This window comes from Pseudoxanthomonas sp. Root65, assembly GCF_001427635.1.
Classification (GTDB): domain Bacteria; phylum Pseudomonadota; class Gammaproteobacteria; order Xanthomonadales; family Xanthomonadaceae; genus Pseudoxanthomonas_A.
This window is the reverse complement of the sequence record NZ_LMHA01000003.1, coordinates 430895-444737: the sequence shown is the minus strand read 5'-3', so window position 1 is coordinate 444737 and position 13843 is coordinate 430895. Positions and strand designations below refer to the sequence as shown.

The window sequence follows — 13843 nt, the reverse complement described above, 5'->3', positions numbered from 1 at the left end:
ACGTGGCGCGCGACACCCGCCAGCGTATCCTCGATGCCGCCCTGGCGATGTTCAACTCACAGGGCGAGCCTCATGTAACGACCAACCACATCGCCGACGAGCTGGAGATCAGCCCGGGCAATCTGTATTACCACTTCCGCAACAAGGACGACATCATCGAGCAGCTCTTCGCGCGGTACGAAGAGCGCATGGACGCGGCCCTGACGCCGCCCACCGACCGGCTGCCCGGGCTGGAGGACATCTGGCTGCAGTTGCACCTGGTGTTCGAGTGCATCTGGGACTACCGGTTCCTGTATCGCGACCTGGTCGAGATCCTCAGTCGCAACCGTCGCTTGCGACTGCGCTTCGCCCGCATCCTCAAGCGCGCCGACGACAGTGCGCACGCGGTGATGCGCGGCATGGGCCACGCCGGCGTGATGCGCGCGTCGGCGGCGGAGCTGGCCGCCACCGCCACCAACGTGCTGGTGATTTCCACGTTCTGGCTGAACTACGCGGCCACGCGCGGCGAAAAGGACGAACAGGCCGCCATCCGCCAGGGAATCGTGCAGGTGATGATGCTGGTGGCGCCGTTCCTGCGCGACGCGGAACGCGTGCACCTGAATACGCTGACGCAGGCGTATACCGTCTGACGCCGCCCCATCGTTGCCTGTGCCCTACCGCGTAGCGTCGAGCTTGCTCGACGCCGGACGGCATCGGTGGCTCGGGAAACGAACAGCAGCGGAGCAAGCTCCGCTCTACGCGGACCGGTGAATGCCCAGTAGGCCGAGCTCAGGCGGCCAGCGCATCGCCCAGCCGGGCCGATGCCGCACGCAGTTCCGGCAGCAGGCCGCGATCGTCGACGATCTCGAAGTCCGGGCCGATCAGGGCCATCAACGCCAGCAGTCCATCGAGCGATTCGGCGCCGAGCTCCAGCAGGCAGTGCTGCGCATCGCCGGCTTCGAGGATGCCGCACCACGTGGGCACACGCGCGGCCTGGTCTTCGATCGATCCGGGCAGACGCAGCCTGACCTGGTAGCGGGTGAACGGCTGGGTGATCGACTTGGCCACGTAGTCGGCCACGTCGCCGGGAAACTCGCGCGGCGGGAACTGCGTGCCGGTGTCGTGCAGCGATTGCACGCGATCCACGCGGAAGGTCCGCCAGTCCTCGCGCTTGAGGTCCCACGCCACCAGATACCAGCGACTGCCGGTATGGACCAGGCGCAGCGGCTCGATCAGGCGCTCGCTGGCGCGCTGGCTGCGGTCGCGGTACTGCATGCGCAGGCGGAAACCATCACGGCAGGCGCCGGCGATGCGCAGCAGCGCGTCCACGTCGGAGGTGGGTACGCCGCCGGCCAGCGACAACGTGACCGAATACAACGCGCTGGCGCGCTTGCGCAGCCGTGCCGGCAACCACTGGTCGAGTTTCGACAGCAGCCGCAGCGCCGTGTCCTCCATCCGGCCGACGCTGGCCGCAGCCGTGCGCAGCGCCACCGCCACGGCGACCGCTTCATCGTCTTCCAGCAGCACCGGCGGCATCGCCGAGCCGGCGCCGAGCCGATAGCCGCCCCCCAGTCCGGGCGAGGCGTCGATGGGATAGCCGAGCTCGCGCAGCCGCTCGACATCGCGACGCAGGGTTCGACGGTCGACCTCCAACCGCTGGCTCAGTTCGGCGCCGGTCCAGTGGCGACGCGACTGCATCAGCGAGAGCAGGCGGAGAAGACGGTTGGAGGTGCTGAGCATAGCGTCAGTATGCACGCCTATTGAGGACTGATTCTGTCCTCGATAACCACCACACTGACGCCATCATCCAGCCGGGAGCCAGGCCTCATGACCGTCCAGACCTACCAGGGAAGCTGCCATTGCGGGGCCGTGCGCTACGAGGCCGATCTCGACCTGACTGCCGGCAGCGGCCGCTGCAATTGCTCTATCTGTTCGAAGACCCGCTACTGGGGCGCCATCGTCAAGCCGGAGGCCTTCCGTCTGCAGCAGGGCGAAGACGCGCTGACCCGCTACCCGTTCGGCACGGGCATGGTGGAACACCTGTTCTGCAGGCACTGCGGCGTGAAGTCGTTCGGCCGCGGCGAGCTGGAGGTGCTGGGTGGGCGCTATTACTCGGTCAACCTGGCCTGCCTCGATGACGTCGAGCCCGCCACGCTGGCCGAAATCCCGATCCGCTATGCCAACGGGCGCGACAACGACTGGTTCTCGGAGCCCGCCATCACCCGGCATCTCTGATCGAGCGTCACATAACAGAACGCCCCGGCAAACCGGGGCGTTCTCTTTGATGGATACGCGGCGTGAGCGCTCAGGCGCGGCTGCGACGGGCCGGGCGCTTGGTCGCGACCTTGCGCGGCGCGGCGGCGCGCGTGCGCTTGGCGGCCGGCTTCTTGCGGGTGCGGGCCGCCGGCTTGCGGGCCGGCGTCTTCAGGCCCAGCTTGGCCAGCACCGGTTGCAGGCGCGCTTCGACGTCGGCGCTGAAGCGCTCAACGCCGGCTTCGCCCTGCTCGCGGATGCCGGCCAGGCGATCCAGCACGTCACGCTGGGCCTGGCTGGCCAGGGTCTCCGCCTGCTGGCGGGCGGCGTGAAGGCTGCCGGCGACGTCGTTGGCGGCGGTCACCGCTCCGCGGCGCGCGACGGCGATCAGGCCAAGGCCAGCGAGCCAGACATGGCGCAGGGTGGGTTCGGGAGTCTTGCGGGTGGTCTTCTTGGCGGCCATGGGGGCGGTCCACATGCCGGCCACGGTGGCCGGCTTCCATGATGGGATGCTGTCTGGCCTGCGTCGAGCAATCACACTATTGGCCGCTGGCGCGACGGAATGCGTAGGGGTTGCCTGTGGACCGCGTTCGCGGCGATGCTCGCCGCTTCCTGGGAGGGACGATCGATGGCAGCAAAATCATCCAAGTGGGCGCCGTTTCCGCACGATGCAAAAGCCTATGCCTACGCTGGCGATGCATTGAAGAAAGCCTGGCCTGCCCTGCACGCCGGCGATCAGGAGCCCTGGCCGGACGACAAGCGCGCCAAGGCGCTGATCGCCGCCGCCGGCAAAGCCGCGAAGGGAATGGAGCCCGCCGATCTGGCACAGCGCCTGCAGGACGCGTGGCGCGCCTTCCATCGCGGCGACTTCCAGGCCGCCTACGAAGCCGGTGAAGCGCTCGGTCCGCTGGGCGCCTCCGTCGCGGTCAAGGCCATCGGCATCCACGCTACCTATCTGGTGGACGACGAAGCCGAGCAGCTGAAGCGCTTCGAGCAGGCCGCCAAGCTGGCCGAGGCCGCGATCAAGGCCCTGCCGGACGAAGCCAACAGCCATTACCGCCACGCCTTCGCGCTGGGCCGCTACAGCCAGGGCCTGAGCATCGCCAAGGCGCTCAAGCAGGGCATCGCCGGCAAGGTGCGGGCGGCGCTGGACGCCACGCTGCAACGCGAGCCCAAGCATGCCGAGGCGCATACCGCGCTGGCGCTCTATCACGCCGAGATCATCGACAAGATCGGCGCGATGATCGGCGGCCTGACCTACGGCGCCAAGGCCGGCGAAGCCGAATCGCACATCAAGACCGCGCTCAAGCTGACGCCGGAATCCCCCATCGCGCACGTCGAGTACGGCAACGTGCTGCTGCTTCTGCATGGCGACAAGAAGGAAGACGCCGCGGCCGCCTCGTTCGAGAAGGCCGGCAAGCTGAAGCCGCGCGACGCCATGGAAGCGCTGGATGCCGCCCACGCGAATGCGCAGATCGAGTAAGTCCCTGCCCGTCGTGCTGGCGGCGCTGTCGCTGACCGGCACGACGTTCGCGTTGTCCGCGCAACCGGTTGTCGCCACCGCCCCCGCGCCGACCGCCGGCCCCACGGACACGCTGCTCGATGCGCTCACCTGCCGCACGTCGATCGCCCACCTGCCGACGCTGCTGACGCGCCTGCGGCGCGAGCGCCCGACGGAATTCGTCCAGACCGAACGCCAGTACAGCGCGCCGATGATGGATCTCTACCGCTTGCAGGATCCCGTGCAGGCGTGGGGGCATCGCAGCGACGCGGTCGTCATCACCGACAACCGCGTGCTGCTGCTGGTGAACAGTCCGATCGAACAGGCCACTGCTCAGCTGGAGCGTGCGCTGGAAGAAAGCAAGGACGCGCCGCTGGCCGGCGCGCTGGACGACGCACACGCGCTGGTCGTCTACCCCGCCGAGCATCCCAGCCTGCAGGGACGCTCCCTGGTCGGTTGCGAGTACCGCATGAGCGATGTGTCGCTGCTGAGCGATCCTGCCGACGCCTGGCGCACGGCCAGCCCAACGCCCTGATCGCCCGCGTGCGCGTCGTGCGCATGCCCGCTTTTTCATCCCACCGATAACGCCGCGCGCGGACGTTCGCCTGCGCCTGCACGCACCTTTGCGCGCCACGGTGTCCCGAAGGGCGGCCTTAACGGCAGCCTCCGCGCCTTCTTTAGGGCCTTCATCACGCTTTTCGTCATCCGCGGAAACGCCTGTCGCATGGGCGTTTCCGCGACTTACCACATTTTTTCGCACACCCCCTAAAGGTTTTTTTGGCAGCGCCGTTATTCATTTCGCAACACGAAGACGACTAGCCCAACAAAACAAACCGGCAGCGTCTTTTCCCTTCAACGCCGTGAATCCAAATAAGAGGAGACGAACATGGCACAGGTAATCAACACGAACACGATGTCGCTCAACGCTCAGCGCAACCTGAGCACCAGCGGCGCCTCTCTGGCCACCACCATCCAGCGCCTGTCATCGGGCCTGCGCATCAACAGTGCGAAGGACGACGCCGCCGGTCTGGCCATCTCCGAACGCTTCTCCACCCAGATCCGCGGCCTCGACGTGGCCGTCCGCAACGCCAACGACGGTATCTCGCTGGCCCAGGTGGCCGAAGGCTCGCTGACCGAGATCGGCAACAACCTGCAGCGCATCCGCGAACTGGCCGTGCAGTCGTCCAACGCCAGCAACTCCGCTTCCGACCGTGCGGCGCTGAACGCCGAGGTCAAGCAGCTGACGGCGGAAATCGACCGCGTCGCCAAGCAGGCCGACTTCAACGGCACCAAGCTGCTCGACGGCTCGTTCACCAGCCAGCTGTTCCAGGTCGGCGCCAATGCGGGCCAGGCCATCGCCATCGACAAGGTCGTCGACGCCCGCGCGCAGACGCTGGGCGGCGTGACCTTCGCCAACACCTACATCGGCACGGCGCTGGGCGTCGATGCCGCCGCGGCCGACACCACCTTCTCGCAGTTGCAGGTCACGGTCACGCCGACCGGCGGCACCGCGACGACCTTCGACATCGGCGCCTTCGAAGTGAAGGCAGGCCAGTCGATCACCCAGGGCGCGGCCGCCGCGCTGAACGCCCGACTGGGCGAGACCGGCGTCTACGCCGAGGTCAAGGCCGGTGTCATCAACCTGACCGGCATCAAGGGCGGGCAGGAATTCGCCCTCGCCTTCGGCGGTCCGGTCGTCGCCGGCGCCACCGCTTCGACGGCCGCCAACCTCGGCCTGACCGAAACCAGCACCAACGGTGGCGACCTGGCCACGGCCAACAGCTTCGTCCAGGGCCTGGACATCACCACCTTCGCCGGCTCGCAGCGCGCCCTGGAAGTGGTCGACAAGGCCCTGACCTCGGTCAACGGCGCCCGCGCCGACCTGGGTGCCATCCAGAACCGCTTCACCTCGGTCGTCGCCAACCTGCAGACCAGCTCCGAAAACCTGGCCGCCTCGCGCAGCCGCATCCGCGATACCGACTGAAACCGCCGAACTGACCCGCACCCAGATCCTGCAGCAGGCCGGTACGGCCATGCTGGCCCAGGCCAACCAGGTGCCCCAGAACGTGATGTCCCTGCTGCGGAACTAAGCCTTTGCGTCCCGGGTTGCACGGCCGGGAAGCGTTGGAACCTCCATCCCCCCGTGCGACAAACGCCTAAGGAAAACTTCTCATGGCACAGGTAATCAACACCAACACGATGTCGTTGAATGCTCAGCGAAACCTGAGCACCAGCGGCGCTTCGCTGGCCACGACCATCCAGCGTCTGTCGTCGGGTCTCCGCATCAACAGCGCCAAGGACGACGCCGCCGGTCTGGCGATCTCGGAACGTTTCAGCACGCAGATCCGCGGCCTGGACGTCGCCGTCCGCAACGCCAACGACGGCATCTCGCTGGCCCAGGTCGCCGAAGGTTCGCTGACCGAGATCGGCAACAACCTGCAGCGCATCCGTGAGCTGTCGGTGCAGTCGGCCAACGCCACCAACTCGTCGTCCGACCGCGCCGCACTGAACGCCGAAGTCAAGCAGNAACAACCTGCAGCGCATCCGTGAGCTGTCGGTGCAGTCGGCCAACGCCACCAACTCGTCGTCCGACCGCGCCGCACTGAACGCCGAAGTCAAGCAGCTGACCGCCGAAATCGACCGCGTCGCCAAGCAGGCCGACTTCAACGGCACCAAGCTGCTGGACGGCTCGTTCTCCAGCCAGCTGTTCCAGGTCGGCGCCAACGCCGGCCAGGCCATCGCCATCGACAAGGTGGTCGATGCCAAGTCNCGGCACCAAGCTGCTGGACGGCTCGTTCTCCAGCCAGCTGTTCCAGGTCGGCGCCAACGCCGGCCAGGCCATCGCCATCGACAAGGTGGTCGATGCCAAGTCGAATGCACTGGGCGGCGCCCAGTTCGCGACGGGCACGGTCGCCGCGGTCACGGGCGTGGACAACACCGACGTCGCGATCGCTGCGTTCACCATCACCGACAGCAAGGGCACGGCCGTCAGCTTCGACGCCCTGACCGTGAAGAGCGTCGGCCTGGCCGCCGCCAATGCCAGCGAAGCCGGCAAGCAGCTGGCCGCGCACATCAACGGCAAGGTCGGCGAAACCGGCGTCTACGCCGAAGCCAACGCGGCCGGCGCGGTCACCCTGACCTCGGTCAAGGACAGCGTCAACAGCAGCGGCGCGTTTACCGCCTTCACCACCACGGCGGTCGGTTACACCGCCGGCGCGGCGCCGACCCGCCAGTACGCCAGCAACCTGGACATCAGCTCGGTCAAGGGTGCGCAGCAGGCGCTGGAAATCGTCGACAAGGCGCTGACCTCGGTCAACGGCGCACGTGCCGACCTGGGTGCGGTGCAGAACCGCTTCACCTCGGTCGTCGCCAACCTGCAGACCAGCTCGGAAAACCTGGCCGCTTCGCGCAGCCGTATCCGCGATACCGATTTCGCCAAGGAAACCGCCGAACTGACCCGCACCCAGATCCTGCAGCAGGCCGGTACGGCCATGCTGGCCCAGGCCAACCAGGTGCCGCAGAACGTGATGTCCCTGCTCCGCTAACCCGCTGAAGGGCATCGGGTGGGCGTTTCTCTCCCCACCCACCTGATGCCTGCCCTTTTCAACGCCTTGAGGAAACCTCCATGGCCCAAGTGATCAACACCAACACCATGTCGTTGAACGCTCAGCGCAATCTGAGCACCAGCGGCGCCTCGCTCGCCACCACCATCCAGCGTCTCTCGTCCGGCCTGCGCATCAACAGCGCCAAGGACGACGCCGCCGGCCTGGCGATTTCCGAACGCTTCAGCACGCAGATCCGCGGCCTGGACGTCGCTGTCCGCAACGCCAACGACGGCATCTCGCTGGCCCAGGTCGCCGAAGGCTCGCTGACCGAAATCGGCAACAACCTGCAGCGCATCCGTGAGCTGTCGGTGCAGTCGGCCAACGCCACCAACTCGTCGTCCGACCGCGCCGCACTGAACGCCGAAGTCAAGCAGCAACAACCTGCAGCGCATCCGTGAGCTGTCGGTGCAGTCGGCCAACGCCACCAACTCGTCGTCCGACCGCGCCGCACTGAACGCCGAAGTCAAGCAGCTCACCTCCGAAATCGACCGTGTCGCCAAGCAGTCGGATTTCAACGGCACCAAGCTGCTGGACGGCTCGTTCTCCAGCCAGCTGTTCCAGGTCGGCGCCAACGCCGGCCAGGCCATCGCCATCGACAAGGTGGTGGACGCCAAGGCCAATGCGCTGGGCGGCGCGATGTTCGCCACCGCCACCTTCACCACCGCCACCCCGGCCGACGGCGTGACCGCGCTGAAGATCGAAGGCTTGCAGCTGACCAACGCCGACGGTGCCACGGTCACCATCGACACCGTCGACGTGGCGGCGCAGGGCACCGCTGCTGGCACCCGCGACGCCGCCGCCAAGGCGATGGTCACGGCGATCAACGCCAAGATCGGCGAGAGCGGCGTGTATGCCGAACTCGGCGCGGCGGGCGCGATCAACCTGACCTCGGTCAAGGACAGCGTCGGCACCAACGGCGCGTTTAAGGGCATCGCCATCGAGACCGGCACGTGGACCGGCGGCACCGCCCCGGCGGACGTCGCCGCCAGCACGGTCGCCACCACCAAGCAGTACGCCTCCAACCTGGACATCAGCTCGGTCAAGGGTGCGCAGCAGGCGCTGGAAATCGTCGACAAGGCACTGACCGCCGTGAACGGCGCCCGTGCCGACCTGGGCGCGGTGCAGAACCGCTTCACCTCGGTCGTCGCCAACCTGCAGACCAGCTCGGAAAACCTGGCCGCTTCGCGCAGCCGTATCCGCGATACCGACTTCGCCAAGGAAACCGCCGAGCTGACCCGCACCCAGATCCTGCAGCAGGCCGGTACGGCCATGCTGGCCCAGGCCAACCAGGTGCCCCAGAACGTGATGTCCCTGCTCCGCTAAACCGCTTCACAGGAATCGTCGCCTGGCGCAGGCGTCCCGGAAGGATTCGTCTCCCTCCGTTTCGCGCCGGGAGGGGTGGTATCGCCACCCCTCCGCCTTCCATCGGCTTGGTGGCGGGCGCCGGGCCTTCCTCCCCGCTCCTCTCTCACGTACCACGCGTCACCCTCCCTTTCTCCAGGACCCCGTCATGGCACAGGTCATCAACACCAACACGATGTCGCTCAACGCTCAGCGCAACCTGAGCACCAGCGGCGCTTCGCTCGCCACCACCATCCAGCGCCTGTCGTCGGGTCTGCGCATCAACAGCGCCAAGGACGACGCCGCCGGTCTGGCCATCTCCGAGCGCTTCTCCACCCAGATCCGCGGCCTCGACGTCGCCGTGCGCAATGCCAACGACGGCATTTCGCTGGCCCAGGTCGCCGAAGGCTCGCTGACCGAAATCGGCAACAACCTGCAGCGCATCCGTGAGCTGTCGGTGCAGTCGGCCAACGCGACCAACTCCGCGTCCGACCGCGCCGCACTGAACGCCGAAGTCAAGCAGCTGGCCTCGGAAATCGACCGTGTCGCCAAGCAGTCCGAGTTCAACGGCACCAAGCTGCTGGACGGCTCCTTCTCCAGCCAGCTGTTCCAGGTCGGCGCCAACGCCGGCCAGGCCATCGCCATCGACAAGGTGGTGGACGCGCGCTCGCAGTCGCTGGGCAACATCAAGTTCGCCGCCGACGTCACTGGCGCGGCGATCGCCGACGCAGGCGCCGACGGCAGCGTCGCCGGCCTGACGATCAACGGCATCGCGATCGACACCGTGGCCTACACCAACGGTACCAGCGGCGACGACATCGCCAAGACGCTGGCCACCGCCATCAACGCGAAGATGGGCGAAACCGGCGTGTACGCGTCGGTGGCCGCCGACCAGGTGACGTTGAACTCGGTGAAGGGCGGCAAGGATCTGGTGGTGGGTGGCACGGTGACCGGGTCGGGCCTGACCGCCGCCACGACCACCGCCGCCGCGACCGCCACGGCCTCGTTCGTCAAGGACCTGGACATCACCTCGGTGGAAGGCGCACAGAAGGCCCTCGAAATCGTCGATGCCGCCCTGACCTCGGTCAACGGCGCGCGTGCCGACCTGGGTGCGGTGCAGAACCGCTTCACCTCGGTCGTCGCCAACCTGCAGACCAGCTCGGAAAACTTGGCCGCATCGCGCAGCCGCATCCGCGACACCGACTTCGCCAAGGAAACCGCCGAACTGACCCGCACCCAGATCCTGCAGCAGGCCGGTACGGCCATGCTGNCCGCTTCACAGGAATCGTCGCCTGGCGCAGGCGTCCCGGAAGGATTCGTCTCCCTCCGTTTCGCGCCGGGAGGGGTGGTATCGCCACCCCTCCGCCTTCTACCGGCTTGGTGGCGGGCGCCGGGCCTTCCTTCTCCGCCGTAACTCTTCTCTTCGTCCCTCCAGGTCCGCGCCATGGCACAGGTCATCAACACCAACACGATGTCGTTGAATGCCCAGCGCAACCTGAGCACCAGCGGTGCCTCGCTCGCCACGACCATCCAGCGTCTCTCGTCGGGCCTGCGCATCAACAGCGCGAAGGACGACGCCGCCGGCCTGGCCATCTCCGAGCGCTTCTCCACCCAGATCCGCGGCCTCGACGTCGCCGTGCGCAATGCCAACGACGGCATTTCGCTGGCCCAGGTCGCCGAAGGTTCGCTGACCGAAATCGGCAACAACCTGCAACGCATCCGCGAACTGGCCGTGCAATCGTCCAACGCGACCAATTCCTCCTCCGACCGTGCGGCGCTGAACGCCGAGGTCAAACAGCTGACCGCCGAGATCGATCGCGTCGCCAAGCAGTCGGAGTTCAACGGCACCAAGCTGCTGGACGGCTCGTTCTCCAGCCAGCTGTTCCAGGTCGGCGCCAACGCCGGCCAGGCCATCGCCATCGACAAGGTGGTCGAGATGCCAAGTCCACGGCCCTCGGCAAGGTCCAGTTCGGTTCCACCGGCGGCGTGGGCGTGGCGACGGGGACGGCCACCGCAGACGGCAAGATCACCAACATCTCGGTGACCAATCCTGCCGGCAAGACCGTCGCCATCGACGATGTCGACGTGAAAACGGGCGACACCGGCGCGCAGGTGACCGCCAGGATCATGGGCGCCATCAACGCCAAGATCGGCGAACACGGCATCTACGCCGAGTCGACCGGCACCAGCGGTACGTACTCCACCGTCGGCGCCGCGCTCAACGCCAGCGGCGCACCCGCAGGCATCAATGTGGTGTACGGCACCAGTGGTGCCGCCGGCATCACCTCCGGCGTGGGCGTCACGGGCGGTGTGCCCGGCGCAGGCGACGTGAAGGGTCTGTCGGACCTCGATGTCACCACCTACCTCAATGCCTCGCGCGCCGTCACCATCGTCGACAAGGCGTTGACGGCGGTCAACAGCGCCCGTGCCGACCTGGGTGCGGTGCAGAACCGCTTCACCTCGGTCGTCGCCAACCTGCAGACCAGTTCGGAAAACCTGGCCGCATCGCGCAGCCGCATCCGCGACACCGACTTCGCCAAGGAAACCGCCGAACTGACCCGCACCCAGATCCTGCAGCAGGCCGGTACGGCCATGAAACCATGCCACTCCACCCTCTTTGATAGTTCCCTGTCGTCACGGACGGATTCGTCTCCCTCCGTTTGGCAGTACCCCAACCCCTGCCGGCGACGGCGGGGGTCTTTTTTTGGCAGGAGCGAGCGGAGAGGAGTGAGGAGTGAGGAGTGAGCAAAAGCGTTCAGCGGCGACGGCTGCTCCTGCTTCCACTCACTCCTCACTCCTCTCCACTCACTCCTCGCCCCACTGGCACAAACCCTGCATCTCCGTCTTCGCCTGCATTTCTTACCAGCACGCCGGACCCACGGCGGCGGTGGGAGACGGAGAAATGCGGCTAAAGAACGGCTCCCGCGGGCCGTTATCAGTACTGCACGGGCGGGTCCCATTCGTCAGCGGATGGCGACCCGCCCAGCCTCCCTTTTTGCGGAAAGGGCCAGACAGGAGACAGGGCAATGGCAGATTACTCACTGGGTTACGGCGGCGTCGGCTCCGGCATGGACATCACCGGCATGGTCGAGCAGTTGGTCGCGGCCGACCGTAAACCCGCCGACAACCGCCTGAACCGCATCGAGAGCCAGGCGAAGTTCAAGCTGTCCGCCATCGGCACCGTCAGTTCCGCCTTCAGCACCCTGGACACCGCGCTCAAGGCGCTGAAATCGGCCACCGCGTTCGACACGCGCACGGTCAAGTCGGGGACAGACACCGTCGCCAGCGCCAGCGTCTCCAGCGGCGCGCCCAACGGCACCTACAACGTGGAGGTGGTCGAACTGGCCACCGCCAACAAATGGATCACCAACGCGCCGGTCACGGCCACCCAGACCTTCGGCGCCGGCCAATTGACGCTGACCGTCGGCGGCGAGGCGCTGGCCATCGACATCGCCGCGGGCGCCACCCTGCAGGACGTGCGCAGCGCCATCAACGACGCCGCGCGCAGCAAGGGCGTGCAGGCCAGCGTGCTGACCTCCAATGACGGCCAGTACCTGTCGGTATCGTCGGACAAGACCGGCGCGGCCAACGGCCTCACCCTCGCCTTCACCTCCGGTGGCAGCGACCTGCAATCGCTGGTCGGCAGCCTGCAGGAGCGCGTGCCGGCGGCCGATGCGGAGGTGCTGATCGACGGCCTGACCGTCACCGCCAGCAACAACAAGATCACAGAGGCCGTGCCCGGCCTGACCCTGGACCTGAAGACCAAGGGCACCAGCACGGTCACCGTGTCCACCGACACCGCCGCCGCCAGCAAACTGGTCCAGGATTTCGTGACGGCGTACAACACCGCCATCAACGCGATCAACGCGTCCACCAAGTACAACGCCGAAACCAACGAGCCCTCCGCCCTGACCGGTGACGCGCAGATGCGCAGCGCCTCAGGGCAGTTGCGCAACCTGATGGGCAACCTGCTCGGCGACCTGGCCGCGCAGGGCCTGGATGCCAAGACACTGGGCCTGCAGACCAAGGGCTTTCCGTCGTCCGACGGCACGCTGGTGTTCGACAGCAGCAAGTTCACCGCCGCCCTGACCGCCGATCCGCAGAAGATCCGTACCGCGTTCACCGGCGACACCGCGTTCGCCGGCACCCTGCAGAAGGCGGTCGGCAGCTACACCGGCACCGATGGCGCATTCACCCTGCGCAGCAACGGGCTGAACGCGCAGATCAAGGACGTCGCCGCGCAACGCACCGCGCTGGACGCCCGCATGGAAGCCGTCGGGAACCGGTACAAGGCGCAGTTCGTCGCCATGGACGCCCTGGTCGGACAGATGAGCAACACCAGCAACTACCTGGCCCAGCAACTGGCCTCTCTCTCCAATCAGACCGGATAAGCAAGGTGGTCGCGGGGCACGCCCCGCATTGCCACCCCAGGAGATCACGCAATGTCACTTCAGTCCTACGCCGCGCAGTACCGCAACACCGGCCTCAGCAGTGCCGTGATGGAAGCGGATCCGCACCGTCTGGTCGCCCTGTTGCTGGCGGGTGCCTGCGAGCGCCTGCGCCTGGCCGAGGCCTGCGTGCTGCGTGGCGACCTGGCGCGCAAGGGCAAGGCGATAGGCGAGGTCAGCGCGATCATCGGCCACCTCAACGGCTCGCTCGACCATGAGGCGGGCGGCGAGATCGCCGGCAGCCTGTCGGCGCTGTACGACTACGTGCAGACGCGGCTGATCGAAGCCAACCTGCACAACGATCCCGCCGCCCTGCGCGAATCGCTGGAGCTGCTGGGCGAAATCGAATCGGCGTGGAACGCCATCCCCAACGAGCAGCGCCAGGTCCCGGCGATGGCCGTGGCCGGATGAGCACCGCACCGGCCCTCGCCGACCTGTTCGCGCAGCTGGACGGCATGCGCCACGCGCTGCACGCCGGCGAACTGGACGACGTCGAGCGCCTGCTCAATCGCCACGACCACGACGTGCGCGCGTTCCTGCACGCCGATGGCGGCAAGACCGCCGGCTACGATGCCCTCGCCGTGCTGCTGCGCGCGCAGCTGGAACTGCAGAAGTCCATGCAGGACGCGCGCGAACAGGCCCGCGTGCGCATGCATGCCACGCAGCGCGCCGACCGCGCCGCGCGCGCCTACCTGTCCGTCGTGGAGGGATGAGCC

10 protein-coding genes and 6 pseudogenes are annotated in these 13843 nt (G+C 67.3%); 14 read left to right on the top strand and 2 right to left on the bottom strand.

Annotation, left to right across the window (positions count from 1 at the left end):
- Positions 1-2: 2 nt before the first annotated feature.
- Positions 3-629 carry a TetR/AcrR family transcriptional regulator gene (locus ASD77_RS16725; protein WP_055944586.1) on the top strand — a complete coding sequence of 209 codons (627 nt, stop codon included), beginning with the start codon at positions 3-5 and terminating at the stop codon, positions 627-629.
- 139 nt (positions 630-768) lie between these two features.
- Here the strand turns inward: ASD77_RS16725 and ASD77_RS16720 are convergent, their stop codons facing one another.
- A complete protein-coding gene (locus tag ASD77_RS16720; protein ID WP_200947421.1) occupies positions 769-1734 on the bottom strand; it encodes a YafY family protein in 966 nt (321 codons plus the stop codon).
- Positions 1735-1806: 72 nt separating this feature from the next.
- Here ASD77_RS16720 and ASD77_RS16715 point away from each other — a divergent pair, with 72 nt between their 5' ends.
- Positions 1807-2214 carry a GFA family protein gene (locus ASD77_RS16715; RefSeq protein WP_055944580.1) on the top strand — a complete coding sequence of 136 codons (408 nt, stop codon included), beginning with the start codon at positions 1807-1809 and terminating at the stop codon, positions 2212-2214.
- Positions 2215-2284: 70 nt separating this feature from the next.
- Here the strand turns inward: ASD77_RS16715 and ASD77_RS16710 are convergent, their stop codons facing one another.
- Entirely contained in the window at positions 2285-2695 is a 411-nt protein-coding gene (locus tag ASD77_RS16710; RefSeq protein ID WP_082563419.1) for a hypothetical protein, read from the bottom strand.
- 165 nt (positions 2696-2860) lie between these two features.
- Here ASD77_RS16710 and ASD77_RS16705 point away from each other — a divergent pair, with 165 nt between their 5' ends.
- From ASD77_RS16705 to ASD77_RS16655, 12 genes and pseudogenes are all read left to right on the top strand, one after another.
- Positions 2861-3715 (top strand): hypothetical protein, encoded by an 855-nt coding sequence (locus ASD77_RS16705; protein ID WP_055944574.1) that lies wholly within the window; start codon positions 2861-2863, stop codon positions 3713-3715.
- Positions 3699-4268, top strand: a complete 570-nt coding sequence (locus tag ASD77_RS16700) for a hypothetical protein (protein WP_156383704.1) — start codon at positions 3699-3701, stop codon at positions 4266-4268. The genes ASD77_RS16705 and ASD77_RS16700 overlap by 17 nt, the downstream gene beginning before the upstream one ends.
- Positions 4269-4619: 351 nt before the next feature.
- A pseudogene (locus ASD77_RS16695) lies at positions 4620-5823 on the top strand (flagellin).
- An 82-nt stretch (positions 5824-5905) separates the two neighbouring features.
- Positions 5906-6259 (top strand): annotated as a pseudogene (locus ASD77_RS18570) (flagellin); the annotation flags it as partial.
- Between the two features lies 1 nt (position 6260).
- Positions 6261-6502, top strand: a pseudogene (locus tag ASD77_RS18685) (flagellin); the annotation flags it as partial.
- A 1-nt stretch (position 6503) separates the two neighbouring features.
- Positions 6504-7278: flagellin (locus ASD77_RS16685; RefSeq protein ID WP_268793391.1), on the top strand; the 775-nt coding region annotated here is incomplete at its 5' end.
- A gap of 80 nt (positions 7279-7358) precedes the next feature.
- Positions 7359-8661: pseudogene (locus ASD77_RS16680) on the top strand (flagellin).
- Between the two features lie 187 nt (positions 8662-8848).
- Positions 8849-9949, top strand: a pseudogene (locus ASD77_RS16675) (flagellin); the annotation flags it as partial.
- 174 nt (positions 9950-10123) lie between these two features.
- Positions 10124-11274: pseudogene (locus ASD77_RS16670) on the top strand (flagellin); the annotation flags it as partial.
- A gap of 431 nt (positions 11275-11705) precedes the next feature.
- Positions 11706-13070: a flagellar filament capping protein FliD gene (fliD, locus tag ASD77_RS16665; RefSeq protein WP_055944568.1), complete on the top strand. Its 1365-nt coding sequence runs from the start codon at positions 11706-11708 to the stop codon at positions 13068-13070.
- A gap of 51 nt (positions 13071-13121) precedes the next feature.
- The gene (gene fliS, locus ASD77_RS16660) at positions 13122-13538 is read left to right on the top strand and encodes a flagellar export chaperone FliS (protein ID WP_055944563.1); all 417 of its coding nucleotides are present in this window, start codon (positions 13122-13124) and stop codon (positions 13536-13538) included.
- Entirely contained in the window at positions 13535-13840 is a 306-nt protein-coding gene (locus tag ASD77_RS16655; RefSeq protein ID WP_055944560.1) for a hypothetical protein, read from the top strand. The genes fliS and ASD77_RS16655 overlap by 4 nt, the downstream gene beginning before the upstream one ends.
- Positions 13841-13843 lie beyond the last annotated feature (3 nt).

Bases quoted from the DNA above. Each gene is read 5' to 3' on its own strand.
- ASD77_RS16655 (WP_055944560.1), top strand. From the start codon at position 13,535: ATGAGCACCGCACCGGCCCTCGCCGACCTGTTCGCGCAGCTGGACGGC.
- ASD77_RS16710 (WP_082563419.1), bottom strand. From the start codon at position 2,695: ATGGCCGCCAAGAAGACCACCCGCAAGACTCCCGAACCCACCCTGCGC.
- ASD77_RS16700 (WP_156383704.1), top strand. From the start codon at position 3,699: ATGCGCAGATCGAGTAAGTCCCTGCCCGTCGTGCTGGCGGCGCTGTCG.
- fliS (WP_055944563.1), top strand. From the start codon at position 13,122: ATGTCACTTCAGTCCTACGCCGCGCAGTACCGCAACACCGGCCTCAGC.
- ASD77_RS16715 (WP_055944580.1), top strand. From the start codon at position 1,807: ATGACCGTCCAGACCTACCAGGGAAGCTGCCATTGCGGGGCCGTGCGC.
- ASD77_RS16705 (WP_055944574.1), top strand. From the start codon at position 2,861: ATGGCAGCAAAATCATCCAAGTGGGCGCCGTTTCCGCACGATGCAAAA.
- fliD (WP_055944568.1), top strand. From the start codon at position 11,706: ATGGCAGATTACTCACTGGGTTACGGCGGCGTCGGCTCCGGCATGGAC.